Here is a 14934-nt window from a genome sequence, read left to right as displayed (position 1 = left end):
TAGAAATCAGATAGCCGGTCAACGTCTTTCACCTCCGGCTGTGATCACGGGAGAAAATTATTATGTCACAAACCATCGTGTTGTCATTGCAGGGTCTAACCTGCGGACACTGTGTCCAACGTGTTAAAAAAGCACTGGACGCGCTTCCTGCGGTCGAACAAACCAGCGTCACACAACAGTACGCCAGCGTCAGCGGCGACATTGATTCGCAGACGTTGATCGACGCCATTGAGCAGGCTGGCTACGAAGCGCAGCTTGCGACTACACCGGATGTGTCCCTCCAGCTTTCCGGCCTGAGCTGCAATCACTGCGTCGCGGCTACGCGTAAAGTGCTGGAAGTTATTCCCGGCGTTGTGGCGACGGATGTCACTACAGAGCAGGCAAGCGTGTACGGCAACGTTGAGGCCACAATACTGATTAGCGCCATTGAAGAAGCCGGCTATCACGCCAGCGTGCAGGAGAGTGTTCACCCAAAAACTGAGCCGCTGGCACAGGTAGCGACGACGCCGGAAGCGCTGCCAGCGGCCGAGAGTATTCTTCCGGCAACAACCACATCGTCCACCCACGATGACGACAGCGTGCAGCTCCTGCTTCAGGGCATGAGCTGCGCCAGCTGCGTAAACCGCGTACAGACGGCGCTGCAAAACGTCAGCGGCGTCACGCAAGCGCGTGTCAATCTGGCCGAACGCAGTGCGTTGGTCAGCGGTCATGCTGAACCGGAAGCGTTGATTGCCGCCGTTGAACAATCGGGCTATGGGGCGGAAATCATTCAGGACGAAGAAGCACGCCGCGCGCGCCAGCAGCAAACCTCTCAGCAGGCAATCCGCCGTTTCCAATGGCAGGCCGCGCTGGGCTTACTGCTCGGTGTGCCGCTAATGCTGTGGGGCGTGCTGGGCGGCAGCATGAGTCTGACGCCAGAAAGCCAAACGCCGTGGCTCATCATCGGTATTTTGACGCTGGCGGTGATGGTATTGGCTGGCAGTCATTTTTACCGTAACGCCTGGCGTAGCCTTAGAAACGGTGTCGCAACCATGGATACGCTGGTCGCGCTGGGAACGGGGGCGGCGTGGCTTTACTCCATTACCGTTAACCTGTGGCCGGACCTTTTTCCAATGGCGGCGCGCCATCTTTATTATGAAGCCAGCGCGATGATCATCGGTTTAATCAACCTCGGTCATGCACTGGAACAGCGTGCCCGCCAGCGATCTTCTCGTGCGTTGGAGCGGCTACTGGATTTGACGCCGCCCACCGCTCGCGTCGTGACAGAAGAAGGTGAGAAATCGATTCCGTTGTCCGCTGTGCAGTCCGGCATGACGCTGCGCCTGACAACCGGCGATCGTATTCCTGTCGATGGCGAGATACTGCAAGGTGAGGTCTGGGTGGATGAAGCGATGCTGACCGGGGAGCCGATCCCGCAAGCCAAAACAGCTGGCGATACGGTGCATGCGGGTACGCTGGTTTCCGACGGCAGCGTTCTCTTCCGAGCGGATGCAATTGGTAATCAAACCACGCTGTCGCGCATTATTCGGCTGGTCAGGCAGGCACAAAGCAGCAAACCCGCTATCGGCCAGTTGGCGGATCGCATCTCTGCCGTGTTTGTGCCCGTCGTTGTGGCTATTGCGCTTCTCAGCGGCGCGATCTGGTTCTTCGTTGGGCCGCAGCCGCAGATGGTCTACACGCTCATCATCGTCACGACCGTCCTGATCATTGCCTGCCCCTGCGCACTTGGGCTGGCAACGCCGATGTCGATTATTTCCGGCGTCGGACGTGCTGCGGAGTTTGGCGTGCTGGTGCGAGATGCCGATGCCTTACAGCAGGCCAGCAAGCTAGATGTGCTGGTGTTTGACAAAACCGGTACGCTAACCGAAGGACAGCCGCGCGTTGTGGCGGTTCATACCTTCGGTGACGTAACGGAAACACAGGCACTGGCCTGGGCGGCCTCGCTGGAACAGGGATCGAATCATCCTCTGGCAAAAGCGATTCTTGAACGAGCAGAGAATCTGCCGCTCACGCCAACCGAGCAGTTCCGTACGCTGCGCGGTCTCGGCGTCAGCGGCAAGATCGGCGATACCACTCTGCTGTTGGGGAATCCGGCACTACTCAAACAGCATCAGGTCGATATCACCGAAGGTGAAACACTGATCAACGAACAGGCTCAGCGCGGGATCACGCCAGTATTGCTTGCGGCGAATGGTCGCATCATCGCGGTGTTATCTATTCACGATCCGCTGCGAGCAGATAGCGTGAGCGCCTTGCAGCGTCTGCATCGGCAGGGCTATCAGCTCGTCATGCTAACAGGGGACAACCCGCTTACGGCGAAGCGCATCGCGAAAGAAGCGGGTATCGACCAGGTGATTGCTGGGGTGCTGCCAGACGGAAAAGCCGAAGCCATCAAAAAGCTACAGGCTCAAGGCAAACGCGTGGCGATGATTGGTGATGGCATCAACGATGCGCCCGCGCTGGCGCAGGCCGATGTCGGCATTGCGATGGGCGGCGGCAGCGATATTGCGATTGAAACCGCCGCCATCACGCTGATGCGCCACAGTCTGCACGGCGTCGCCGATGCGCTGGCGCTCTCCAATGCCACGCTGCGCAACATGAAGCAGAACCTGCTGGGCGCATTTATCTATAACTCGCTGGGAATCCCGATTGCCGCGGGCGTACTTTACCCGCTGACCGGTGCGCTACTCAGCCCGGTGGTCGCTGGTGCCGCCATGGCGCTCTCCTCCATCACGGTTGTCAGCAACGCTAACCGCCTGCTGCGTTTTACACCTAAAAGTGAGTAATACAAATGCGGCGCGTCTCAACAACGCGCCGCGTTTCCTCTTTCGGAAATTGTCATGGTTTTTATCGACTGTCGTCAGACCTATTTAACCAGACTCACTCCAGTTCATGACGTGCCGCTTCTGCCAAAAAATGGCTACGATCGCGATAAGTTCCCGGCTGCTCCCGCACGCGATTATCAATACGCTGTATCAACGTATCAGGAAGTGAAATATTCAATCTCTGCGGCTTTCCTTCAAAAGCCGATAGATCGACATCCAGCACAAACCAACTATCGTAGTCCGCGAAATCAGGCATCGCCGCATAGATCAGATATCCAGCATCATTAAGTCGCTTAATGTCCAGACTTCCGCGACTCACCGCTTCATCAATAAGGGCTAAAATCGCTTCCCGCGCCATGCGTGCGATATCTTGCTGGCTGTCAGCCGCGGAGAAACAGCCGTAATCATCAGTACACAATGCCGGAACGATCAGCCCATATGCCGTAGCGTCATCTTTTGGCGTTTCCACACCGACTGAGAAAAACATATTGCCTCCGAAAAGGCGGGGATTAGATCCCCGCCATTTTTTGATGGATTTGACAGTTCCAAGTGGTAAATCCTTTTTGGGATGCGGCACCGGAAACGTTTTTCCGGTAATGGGTGACCACCATATTTGATGGCTTCCGCCGTTATGCCGTTTGCACTCACAACCTGCCGCTGCCAGCTCCTTTATCAGGTCAGTTGATTTCATATATCCTCCTAACCTGATTTTCATTATACACACTAATACACACCCATCAATATTTTACGCGCAGGGAAAATCGATAACGGATGAGCAGCCAAACTCTGAGGCTTCAGTGCCCTTAGGATTGGTACACCTTGTATTGTTCCGCATCTAGCGTTTAGCATAGTTATTCCCACATCAGGAGGCGGAATCAATGGGGCAACTGCTGCGCAGAATCGCAACTTTTCTTGGTTTTATTTCACCGCTGGCTTATGCCTATCCGGCGATAGACGTTCAGCTTGCCAACGAACGACAGCTACATCTGGTCGGCAGTATTCATATGGGGAGTCAGGATATGGCACCGCTGCCCGATACGCTGTTACGACAGCTCCGCCAGGCGACCGCACTCATCGTCGAAGCCGATATCTCCGATGCACACTCCCCCTTCGGCCACAGTGATAACGAGCCACCGCTGGTGCAACGCCTCAGCCCAGACAGCTACCGCCAGTTGCAAAAAATCTGCGAATCGCTCGCTTTCGATGAAAGCAATATCAATACGCTTCCGGCCTGGCAGGCCGCGCTGATGCTGCAAGCAAGGCAGGCACAGCTGCTGGGCTTACGCCCCGACTATGGCATCGATTATCAGTTGATTAACGCGGCGAAATCTCACGGTATTCCGGTCATCGAACTAGAAGGGCAACAGACGCAGGTTGAGTTGTTACAGCAGCTGCCACAGGGCGGTTTGCTGCTGCTGGAAGATACAATTCAACACTGGCACACCAACGCGCGTCTGCTGCAAACGATGGTCGGCTGGTGGCTAGACAGCAAGCCAGGCCAATATAAGCCGGATATCCCCGCAACATTTAGCAATGAAATGACCGACCTGCTGATGGGCCAGCGTAACCGCCTCTGGCAACGGCAACTTCAGGCGCTGCCGCCCGGAAACTACGTTGTGGCCGTCGGTGCCCTGCATCTGTATGGCGATGAGAATTTACCCACATTGCTCAGAAATGGTCATTCCACCACGCCATAAAAGAACACATTATGACGCGCAACCGCGTCTGCAAGATAAAACCCGCGAAAGGGTTAAGGACAGTGAAATCATGACACCCGCAGTCAATCTGCTCGAAAAGAATAAGATCGCCTTTACGCTGCACAGCTACCACCACGACAGTGACGAAACCAATTTTGGCGAGGAAGCGGCCAGAAAGCTGGGACTGAATAAAGAACAGGTTTATAAAACGCTGCTCGTTGCTCTGAATGGCGATGCGAAAAACCTCGCCGTAGCCGTCACGCCCGTCGCCGGAATGCTGGATCTCAAGAAAGTCGCTCGCGCGCTGTCGGCCAAAAAAGCCGATATGGCCGATCCGGTCATCGCTCAGCGTGTAACCGGTTATCTGGTTGGGGGAATCAGCCCGCTTGGGCAAAAGAAACTCCTGCCGACGGTCATTGATGAACCGGCACGCCAGTTCGATACCATTTTCATTTCCGGCGGTAAACGCGGGTTGGATATTGAGCTATCGGCAGACGATCTGGCGCGGCTACTGCGTGCGACCTTTGCCGATATCGCCAGACATGATTAATATCCGTCGCTGAACGGCCATCACCTGCCGGGTGACGTGTAGCAAAGTGAAGCAGGTAGCAGAGGACTCCACGGCCAGTGTGCCCCCCGCTACCGCTTCATAATCGATTACTGATCGACTTTCGCCCCTTTATCCAGCTGCATCACTGGGCCTTCTTTCACATTCACCGTCAGGCCTTTGGTTTGCAGTTCCGCGTTCCTTATGCGAATCCCTTTATCTGCATCAATGCGCACGTTATCAAAGTGGAAACCACTGAGCGGGGCTTCCGGCACGCCGATAATGTATGCCGCCGCCTTGGTCTTACCGGTCGACTCCAGATTCTCAATCGTCACATTACTGAAATGCGGCGTTTTGTATTGATCAAACGGCTGCTCTGGATCGGTATCCGGTGGGTAAATCTGCTCGCCCATAGTGAAGCCGCCTTCGGCCAGCATCTTGTCTACTTCAGCCTGCACAATCGGCGCGGCTTTATAGTAACCCGCAAAGACCAGCGGGATTTCGACATCCACCATTTTAGTATTACGGTAGGTGATGTTTTTCACTTCACCGCCTTTACCACGCAGGGTTTTAATACGGATTCCGTACATAGAACCTTCGAACTGGTTATTTTCGACCAGCACGTTATTCACACCGCCGGAGGTTTCACTGCCGATGGAGATACCGCGCCCCTGCTTCAGGATGTTATTGGCGATATAAATATTATCGACGACGCCGTTCGGGAAGCGACTATCCGGCTTCTCGGCTTTTATCGCGATATGGTCGTCATTACAGTCGATATAATTGTTGGTAATACGGATGTTCTGGCTGTCGATCGGGTCGATAGCATCCGTGTTTGGCGCATGCCACGGCGACAGAATCCGCGTACCGTTCACATCCACATCATGCGAGTAACGCATCACAACGTGGAAACTTGGGGAGTGCGTGAGCGTGACGCCGTCCACCAACACGTTACTGGAATTTTTGATATAAATCAGGCGTGGACGATCGGTACCACCTTTCTTGCCCGTTGCGCGAATATTGGCACGCCAGCGTTCCCACCAGACGGCGCCCTGCCCATCAATGGTGCCCTGGCCGGTGATAGCCACGTTTTGCGCATCCGCAATACTGATGAAGGGAAGCCAGCCATTTTCCGCTTCAGCGTACTTGGTTTTTTCCGTGGCGCGATACGCCGCTTCTTCGGTCGACGCAACAATGGTCGCATCTTTCGCTAAATCCAGCCTGATATTACTTTTCAGGAACAGCGGATCGACCAGATAGTTACCGCGAGGTACGTGTACCGTTCCCCCGCCGGCCGCAGCACAGTCATCAATCGCTTTCTGGAAAGCCTCGGTATTCAGTGCGATCTGTAAGCGGTGGCCTTCGGCGCCGTATTGCGTTACGTCACAGATTTTATCGGGGAATTTCACTGAGCTGGCCGCTTGTGCAGAGCCTGCTTGAATACCCAATGTGATGCAGGAAGCCATTAACGACAGGGCAAGACCACTACGCATACTTAACCTCACTAAAAAATGAAATATAGTTTTAATAAAATAACACTCTCATTCCATAAAAAAGCGAGGAGCGATCACGTTTTAGATGTATTCGTAATAATTACAATAAGGTATGAATTTTTCTGTGCAATTGCCCTATTCACATTTTGCCGATGGGCATAGCCTGAATACCGTTCTGTCGGGTAGTGAGCAACGTAAGCGGAATAAGGAATGGTGCTGGCCAGAGCGACCAGCACAGATAAGATGAATGATCTTATGCCGTCAGGCGAGCGAAAGCGTCACGAATGTCCTGTTCAGGTAAATCCACACCAATAAACACCAGCACGCTCTTTCTTTCTTCACCAGGCTGCCATTCTCTGTCCCAATCGGCGCTGTACAAGCGCTGAACGCCCTGAAACAGCAAACGGCGATCGTCACCGTTAATCGCCAGAATGCCTTTATAACGCAGCAGGTTATCGGAGAATTGCAGTAGCAGGTTTTCCATCACATCGGAAACAGACTGAAGCTCAACCGCCTTATCGAGATACACAACAATGGAGTGCACGTTATTCTGCGCGGGGGCAACAAAGCGGAATACGGGCGTTTTCACGTCCAGTTTGTCACTGAGCACATTATCGCCGAGAACAAAGCCGTCGATGTTAAACAGCACGCTCAGATCGATATCGCCGTGTACTACGGGATAGATCGGTGCACGCGCATTAATGCGCTGAAGACGCGGTAGCAGCGTGTCGTCCTCAGTTGCTACGTCGGTTTTAGTTAGCAGTATGCGGTCGGCATAGCCAATCTGCGACTGCGCGATAGTGAACTGATCGAGCTGCTGTTGCGCATGTACCGCATCCACCAGCGTGATGATGCCATCCAGCACAAAGCGTTCGCAGATAACGTCATGCGAGAAGAAGGTCTGTGCTACCGGCCCAGGATCAGCCATACCCGTGCATTCAATGATGACGTGATCGAAATCCAGCGTACCGTTATCAACGCCGTCGATCAGATCGAGCAGCGCATCGGCCAGTTCATTGGACTGTGTGCAGCAGATGCAACCGTTGCTCAGGGTCGTAATTTGGCTCGCGCGTTCACCGATTAACGTATTATCAATCGGTACTTCGCCGAATTCGTTTTCAATCACGGCGATTTTATAGCCGTGGTCTGCATTCAGAATATGTCGTAATAAGGTGGTTTTTCCCGCGCCGAGAAACCCGGTCAGGATGGTGACATACACAGGGGTAGCCACATCAGAGGATAAAGGTTGAGTCATAACAGGTTCCAAATCGTTAACAGCAGCGCATCCCGCCTTTGCCATCTCCGCCGTAACGCGCCTGCTGGCGTTCGCGGAAAAATTCTTCATACGTCATCACAGGTTTATCCGGGTGGTTGGTCTGCATATGCTGCACGTAGGTGTCATAGTCTGGCATACCGACCAGCATACGCGCCGCCTGGCCCAAATATTTTCCTGCTTTTCCCAGATTGCCAAACATCATTACCTCCAGACCATCGCCTGCGATAGCGGCTAGATAAAAAATACCCTGTATAACGTTATACATTATACAGGGTATCTGTACCCGTCATCTTTCACATTCAGCCTTGCTAGCTGTCTCGCAAAATCTGACGGGGCGAGTGACTTAGTGGCCGGAAGAGACTTTCACGCCGCCTTCAGGAACCGGCACATACGGCGTTTCCTGATCGGTACGTTCAGCTACTTTACGTGCGGCCAGAGCCTCTTTGATACCATACGCAATAATGCTGTACACCACGATCAGGAACAGAATGCTCAGACCGGCGTTGGTATAGTTGTTGGTCACGATATGGTTCATGTTCGCAATCTGCTGCGCGCTCAGGTCAGCACCGCCTTGCGCAATTTTGCCTTTGAACATGTTCGCCATATAGAAGAAACCTTCCAACTGCGGGTTGTCACTGAACAATTTCAGACCAAGAGCCCAGGTCGTACAGATCAGTAGCCAAATCGCCGGAAGCAGCGTGACCCAGATGTACTGTGTCCGTTTCATCTTAATCAGAATCACCGTACCCAGAATCAGCGCGACGGCAGCCAGCATCTGGTTAGAGATACCGAACAACGGCCACAGGCTCTTCACGCCGCCCAGCGGATCGACCACGCCTTGATACAGCAGGTAACCCCACAGACCAACGCAGCCCGCCGTACCGATCATACCGGCAATCAGAGAGTCGGTTTTCTTCAGGAACGGAACGAAGTTACCCAACAGATCCTGCAACATGAAGCGGCCAGCACGTGTGCCCGCATCCAGCGCAGTCAGAATGAACAGCGCTTCAAACAGAATACCGAAGTGATACCAGAAGCCCATGTCGGCACCAGGAATGATCTGGTGGAACACGTGTGCGATCCCCACAGCCAGCGTTGGTGCGCCACCAGCACGGTTCAGAACAGAAGGTTCACCGATATCTTTCGCCGTTTGCAGAATCTGTTCAGGAGAAATCACGAAGCCCCAGGAGCTGACTGTCGCCGCGGCATGAGCGGAGACATCCTGCAACTGTGCCAGAATCATCGGCGCATCCGCCGTGCCCAGTCGGTGCAGATCCGGCATCGTAATGCCCAGCGCCGCTGGCGGGGTGTTCATCGCGAAGTACAGGCCAGGTTCGATAATAGATGCCGCAACCAGCGCCATCACCGCCACGAACGATTCCATCAGCATCGCGCCATAGCCGATGAAACGCGCATCGGTTTCATTAGCCAGCAGTTTCGGTGTCGTACCAGACGCAATCAGCGCATGGAAGCCAGATACGGCACCACAGGCGATAGTAATAAACAGGAACGGGAACAGCGTACCTTTCCAGACCGGGCCGGTGCCATCCACAAACTGTGTTACTGCTGGCATTTTCAGATCTGGGTTCAGGATCACGATACCAATCGCCAGACCGACGATGACACCGATTTTCAGGAAGGTTGCCAGATAGTCACGCGGAGCCAGAATCAACCATACCGGCAGCAGTGCAGACACGAAAGCATAGCCAATCAGCGTATAGGTAATCGTCGTATCTTTGAAGGTCAGCGCCGGGCCCCAGTACGGGTCATGTGCAACCACGCCACCGAACCAGATCGCCAAGACCAGCAGCACGATACCCATCACCGAGACTTCACCGACTTTACCCGGACGGATAAAGCGCATGTAAATGCCCATAAACAGCGCGATCGGCACCGTAGAACACACGGTAAAGACGCCCCACGGGCTTTCTGCCAGTGCTTTCACCACAATCAGCGCCAGTACGGCAAGAATAATGATCATGATCAGGAAGCAGCCGAATAGCGCAATCGTACCCGGTACAGGGCCCAGCTCTTTCTTAACGATTTCGCCTAGCGACGCGCCATTACGACGGGTTGAAATAAACAGCACCATGAAGTCCTGTACTGCCCCCGCCAGCACGACGCCGGCCAGCAGCCACAAGGTGCCGGGCAAGTAACCGACCTGGGCGGCCAGTACCGGCCCAACCAGCGGGCCTGCACCAGCGATAGCGGCAAAGTGGTGCCCGAACAGGACGTTACGGTTCGTCGGCACATAGTTAAGACCGTCGTTATTGACAACGGCAGGGGTTGCTCTGGTCGGGTCCAACTTCATGACTTTCTGTGCGATATACAGGCTGTAGTATCGATAGGCCACGAGGTAAACGGCGACAGAAGCAACAATAATCCATAATGCACTGACATGCTCACCGCGACGTAGTGCGACTACGCCGAGGCAGGCAGCCCCGATGATTCCAAGAATCATCCAGGGGATGTGTTTAAGAATGGAACTGCTCTTCATAAGACATCCTTCAATTAAAAATTACGATCGTTTGATTTTGTTAGCTGTGGAAAAAGAAACCCTGGTAAGACGTTGCGCGATAACGTGTCATCGCGTGTTTCAGATAAAGGGACATCGTGGCGGCACATTACGCCATCGCGTACGCGCGTGGGGCGGGTATTTGGGTAGGCGGCAGAATAGCAAGTTAAGCGGTTAGAATGACGCGGTAAGTGGCAGGGGATAAATGGGGCGCTATAAAAGAAAAGGCCGCGAACGTCGCGGCCAGTAAAATGTTGAGTATCGTGAACGATTACGGTACCTGATACGCCAGTTTGTAATTGCCTGCCGTTACGGTGCGGAATGTCACGCTGTCGGTGCGCCAGCGGATTTCCACTTCTGCGGGAGACTGCACTTTCCAACTCGACGCATCGTTAACGTTCAGCACCAAGCGGTCAATGGTCGCGACATCTGCCGCCGGATCGGTAATATCAAGTGCGAACGCAAAGGCAAGCGAGTCCGGCACACCGTTGTTAGATGCAAACAGCTGCGTCCACTGGGCCGCCGTAATAGCGCCAAGCTCAGCAGGCATCATACCGTCGGCGATCAGTTTCGTTGCGCCCGCCGTATCGGCTGATAACGCCCCCACATCAACCCACGCTCCGTTCCGCAAGACATGCCAGTTCACTAAATCCCGCGTCACGGCGACACGCACTTTACCGTTGCCTGTCTGCGTTGCCGTTAACGTTGCGGCATTGATTTTTGACCATGAACCCGCAGAGGCAGATAATAGAGATTTACTGATAACAATTTGTGAATTAGGGAGATACGTTAATTTAATATTACGCTGATTCTCTGCGTGTACTGAGAACGGAGAAATAGCCGAAATATCAGATCCATTAATGGTCCCAGATGATGAAAATCCGCGACTAAAGTCAGCTGTCCCGATGTTCTCCAGCAATCCATTATTAACGGTATACCATGCATTATCACTGCCATTAATCAGCATACGGGCATGAGGGAATAGCTTAATGTTTTGTATAACAACATAGTTAGTATTTGGGTTTGATTCAGTAATAATAATTCGGTATGACGCATACGCTACTGATGAGGATATTCTGTACTCTCTGATAATCCCAGCATTGCTGTTCGTATCATTATTAACAGAATGAAGGACTTCCCATGCAACTCCATCATGGCTTCCCTCAAATCGCCATGAGCGTGGGCTACTGATAACAGATGATAATCGATTCTGGATTGAATAGCCGCCAATAGCTTCTGGTTTTGGTAAATCGACACGCAACCACTGAGGTGCTTCAGTTGTTGGTCCAACTGCTGAATTCCAAAAGCCAGGATTGGTCGACGAAAATGCCATCCACCCTGAATATGCAGGAGTGTATATCGATGATGAAGAGATAGTATATCCACTCGAGGATTCGTTTGATTCCATATCAGGGATAATGGATGTTATTTCCATATCAGAGATTGATAACGATTTAGCTCCGGATTTTATATCTGAAAAATATTCTCCACCGGATTCGCTGAGCGTTACAATTCCACCCATGTATGGCTGTAATTTTCCATCAAAAATAACCGCATTGGTCGCGTTATAATTAGGCTCACTCGACGCATTAAAGTCATCAACAACATAAGTCTGATTCGTTGCGCCAGCGACTTCTTTCAGCGCGTACGCCGCGAGATTAAACGTGCTTTGTGGGTTAATGTTGAATGCGTGATTTTGCCCTGCCGTTGCGCCCTGACGATCGGCAACGATATAGCCAGAGCCACCACTGCCCGAACCACCGCCCGTAGCACTGATTACCGTTTTCTCATTCACCGGGTTATAACTCAACGTCACACCCGTCCCGGCTTCCAGCGAGGAACGGATGAGCTGCTTCGTTTTTGCTGCGTAGTCGGTGATTTCCGCTGTGGTATGGGTATGTCCAATGGCCGCAACGCCCATTTGTGCCGGCGTAGGTGAAATATCACCACTACCCAGCAGCGATTGACCAAAGAGCGTGCGAATAGTGGTTCCAGAGAGTAATGCATCCTGCTTTGCATTCCAGACAGCCTTTTCATCCGGCGTGACAAAGGTTCTGGTGGCAGTTTCGGTAATCTGATCGGCCGTATAGTCACCATCTTGAGCGGTTACGACACCGGTACGCCCAAATACAGAGGAAACCCCGGACACTCCAGGTTGCGACTCGCACTGCTCATCCGTATCCACATGGCAGCAGGTGTGAGGATTGATCTGAATTGGGGGATTAACAGCACATGTTGCTTTTCCTGTGCTGCCACAGACGTTGATTTCAATATTTACGTTTTTCATAGTACCGACTACTCCGTTAGTGAGGGTGCATCAGGAGTATCGCGTATTTGGCAGGTCTGTTATTTTAAAGCACTTTACTAAACATAAGATTATTTAATCAATAAAACCAGCAAATTAGATTCAATTCATTTTTGTAATGCGCAGCTTATATGCAGCACAGCCTTTAAGGGCTCAAACAGAAAAAATGGCGGTTTCAGTCATCAGCAAAGAGACAAAAACCGCCATCACTATTTGTTACTTATAAACAATCTCACCTTTCGGCGCGTAGGCTTCCGCGTCCAGCGGAGAGTGCTTCTCGATATATTGTTTCAGCACTTCAGCGTCGACAAAACCGGTGTTCACATAGCCCGGCAGATTATCAAGACGCGGGTAGCCATCGCCGCCCATCGCATTAAAGTTCAGCGTTGCCATGCGGTAAACTTTATCTGCCTGCAACGGCTCACCTTTGATTTTCACGTTCTGTACGCCCTGCCCGTCCGCCGTCAAACTGACGTTGAGGAATTGCGCATAGGCACCGGAATCCACCTTTTTATTGGCTGCGACGGCCAGATATTTCTCAACATCGCTGCCTTTCATATCCACATAAACCAGCGTGTTGGCAAACGGCTGAACCTTAAGGACATCTTTATAAGTGATCTCACCGGATTCAATCGAGTCACGCACGCCACCGCCGCTCATGACGGCAAAATCCGCACCTGCGCGCTCAAGCTGTGCCGACAGCAGCACGTGCGCCAGATTGGTCTGACGGAAACGCACCTGATTACGATCGCCTTCGAGTTTGCCTTTCACACTGCCGATCTTGATGCCCAACTGCGCCTGCCCTTTTTCCTGGAACGGCGTCAGCACTTTCATGACCTCAGGATCCTGCGTGATTTCATGCGTATAGAAAACACGTTCGGTTTTGCCGTCCTTTTCTACCTTTTTCTTCAGGTTGATGGGTATCAGTTGGTAATGCTCAAGCTTCAATTCACCATTGCGGAAGGTAAAATCAGCCCGACCAACATATTTCCCCCATTCATGCGCCTGCACAATCCAGGTACCGTTTTGACGATCGGGTGAACAAGGTGTGCCTGGCACATAATCCACCTGCTTTTTATTTTCCTGCGCCATACAGACAGGATCCTGCGAATGCCCCCCGACGATCATGTCCAAATATCCCGCTGGCAGGCTACGTGCCATTTCTACATCGCCCGGCGCGTTGGAACCATGATTACCGTCGTCATAGTGCCCCATGTGCGTCGCAGCAATAATCACATCTGGCTTTTCGCTCTTACGCAATTGTTCAACAACCTGCTTCGCTTCCGTCGAAGGATTACGGAATTCGATATCGGTAAAATACTCAGGATTGCCTAATTTGGCCGTATCGTCCGTTGTCAGGCCGATAACCGCGATTTTCACACCTTGCTTGTCGAACAGCGCATAAGGCTTAAATAAGCGCTGATTGGTGCTTTTCTGATAGATATTGGCCGATAACAGTGGGAATTTTGCCCATTTCTCCTGCTGACGCAGGACAGACAGCGGATTATCAAATTCGTGGTTGCCAAGCGCCATCGCATCATAGCCAACCATGTTCATACCACGAAAATCTGGCTCCGCATCCTGCAAATCGGACTCAGGCACGCCAGTATTAATATCACCGCCGGAAAGCAGCAATACGCTGCCACCTTTACTCGCCACTTCCTGTCGAATCTGATCGACCAGCGTTTTTTGCGCCGCCAGCCCATATTCGCCGTGGTCGTTATGCCAGAAGTGGCCGTGGTGGTCATTCGTATGCAAAATGGTGATGGCGTATGTTTTATCTTTCTCCCAAGCCATTGACATAACAGGCGTTAGCGCCAGCGATACCGCCATCGCACATCCCAGAGCTTTTATTGAAAAGCGCATGATAAATCTCCGTTTATTTTAAAGACGCAGTGGAACCACTGAGAAATTCAGCACACAAATTACCACAGCAAGATGAACAATGCGCGAAGCACATCGGCACCGTCCGTCAGCAATGTGCGATAGCCGACAAAATCAGCTGAGGTATAGTCGCTATAATGATCGCTCGCTGACCCAACGCTGTCGTCGTGCCGTCACGAACTCTTGCTAATATGGATGCTTCACCAGAATAACCCGGCATCATACCGTTAATCCTCTGTTTTCCGACGTTTTACACCAGTGGATAAAATTATTCCGCTGAATACACAGAAAAGCAGTAAGGCATTAGCGTCAAGAACATCACGCTATCAGAATAATTACGCATGTTTATCAATGCTTATCGCGAGAAACCATCCTGAAATCTGTGTTACACT

The 14934-nt window shown here is 52.3% G+C and carries 10 protein-coding genes and 1 pseudogene; 3 read left to right on the top strand and 8 right to left on the bottom strand.

From position 1 onward, the window contains the following. Nucleotides 1–62: 62 nt before the first annotated feature. Complete coding sequence (gene copA, locus LCF41_RS05755) at nucleotides 63–2786, top strand: copper-exporting P-type ATPase CopA (protein WP_225087254.1); 2724 nt, start codon at nucleotides 63–65, stop codon at nucleotides 2784–2786. A 94-nt stretch (nucleotides 2787–2880) separates the two neighbouring features. Here copA and LCF41_RS05750 read toward each other — a convergent pair whose 3' ends face one another. Together LCF41_RS05750 and LCF41_RS05745 are read right to left on the bottom strand one after the other, a co-directional pair. Then, complete coding sequence (locus tag LCF41_RS05750) at nucleotides 2881–3312, bottom strand: type II toxin-antitoxin system HicB family antitoxin (protein ID WP_225088108.1); 432 nt, start codon at nucleotides 3310–3312, stop codon at nucleotides 2881–2883. A gap of 27 nt (nucleotides 3313–3339) precedes the next feature. Beyond that, a pseudogene (locus LCF41_RS05745) lies at nucleotides 3340–3516 on the bottom strand (type II toxin-antitoxin system HicA family toxin); the annotation flags it as partial. A gap of 187 nt (nucleotides 3517–3703) precedes the next feature. Between LCF41_RS05745 and LCF41_RS05740 the strand changes: the two are divergent. Further along, entirely contained in the window at nucleotides 3704–4522 is an 819-nt protein-coding gene (locus LCF41_RS05740) for a TraB/GumN family protein (RefSeq protein WP_225087253.1), read from the top strand. Between the two features lie 70 nt (nucleotides 4523–4592). Beyond that, nucleotides 4593–5072, top strand: a complete 480-nt coding sequence (ybaK, locus tag LCF41_RS05735; protein WP_225087252.1) for a Cys-tRNA(Pro)/Cys-tRNA(Cys) deacylase YbaK — start codon at nucleotides 4593–4595, stop codon at nucleotides 5070–5072. 107 nt (nucleotides 5073–5179) lie between these two features. Here ybaK and LCF41_RS05730 read toward each other — a convergent pair whose 3' ends face one another. From LCF41_RS05730 to ushA, 6 genes are all read right to left on the bottom strand, one after another. Then, nucleotides 5180–6562, bottom strand: a complete 1383-nt coding sequence (locus tag LCF41_RS05730) for a glycoside hydrolase family 28 protein (protein ID WP_225087251.1) — start codon at nucleotides 6560–6562, stop codon at nucleotides 5180–5182. Between the two features lie 253 nt (nucleotides 6563–6815). Next, nucleotides 6816–7817 (bottom strand): GTPase, encoded by a 1002-nt coding sequence (gene yjiA, locus LCF41_RS05725; protein WP_225087250.1) that lies wholly within the window; start codon nucleotides 7815–7817, stop codon nucleotides 6816–6818. A 16-nt stretch (nucleotides 7818–7833) separates the two neighbouring features. Beyond that, on the bottom strand, nucleotides 7834–8037 hold the full coding sequence (locus LCF41_RS05720) for a YbdD/YjiX family protein (protein WP_039353071.1): 204 nt from the start codon (nucleotides 8035–8037) through the stop codon (nucleotides 7834–7836). Between the two features lie 144 nt (nucleotides 8038–8181). Further along, nucleotides 8182–10335 carry a carbon starvation CstA family protein gene (locus LCF41_RS05715; RefSeq protein WP_225087249.1) on the bottom strand — a complete coding sequence of 718 codons (2154 nt, stop codon included), beginning with the start codon at nucleotides 10333–10335 and terminating at the stop codon, nucleotides 8182–8184. 289 nt (nucleotides 10336–10624) lie between these two features. Continuing rightward, a complete protein-coding gene (locus LCF41_RS05710; protein ID WP_225087248.1) occupies nucleotides 10625–12640 on the bottom strand; it encodes a discoidin domain-containing protein in 2016 nt (671 codons plus the stop codon). A 234-nt stretch (nucleotides 12641–12874) separates the two neighbouring features. Further along, entirely contained in the window at nucleotides 12875–14524 is a 1650-nt protein-coding gene (gene ushA / locus LCF41_RS05705) for a bifunctional UDP-sugar hydrolase/5'-nucleotidase UshA (RefSeq protein WP_225087247.1), read from the bottom strand. Nucleotides 14525–14934 lie beyond the last annotated feature (410 nt).

It is taken from the genome of Pectobacterium colocasium, from assembly GCF_020181655.1.
Taxonomy (GTDB): Bacteria; Pseudomonadota; Gammaproteobacteria; order Enterobacterales; family Enterobacteriaceae; genus Pectobacterium; species Pectobacterium colocasium.
Note: the sequence above shows the minus strand (reverse complement) of the source record. Positions and strands in the feature narration are given on the sequence as shown.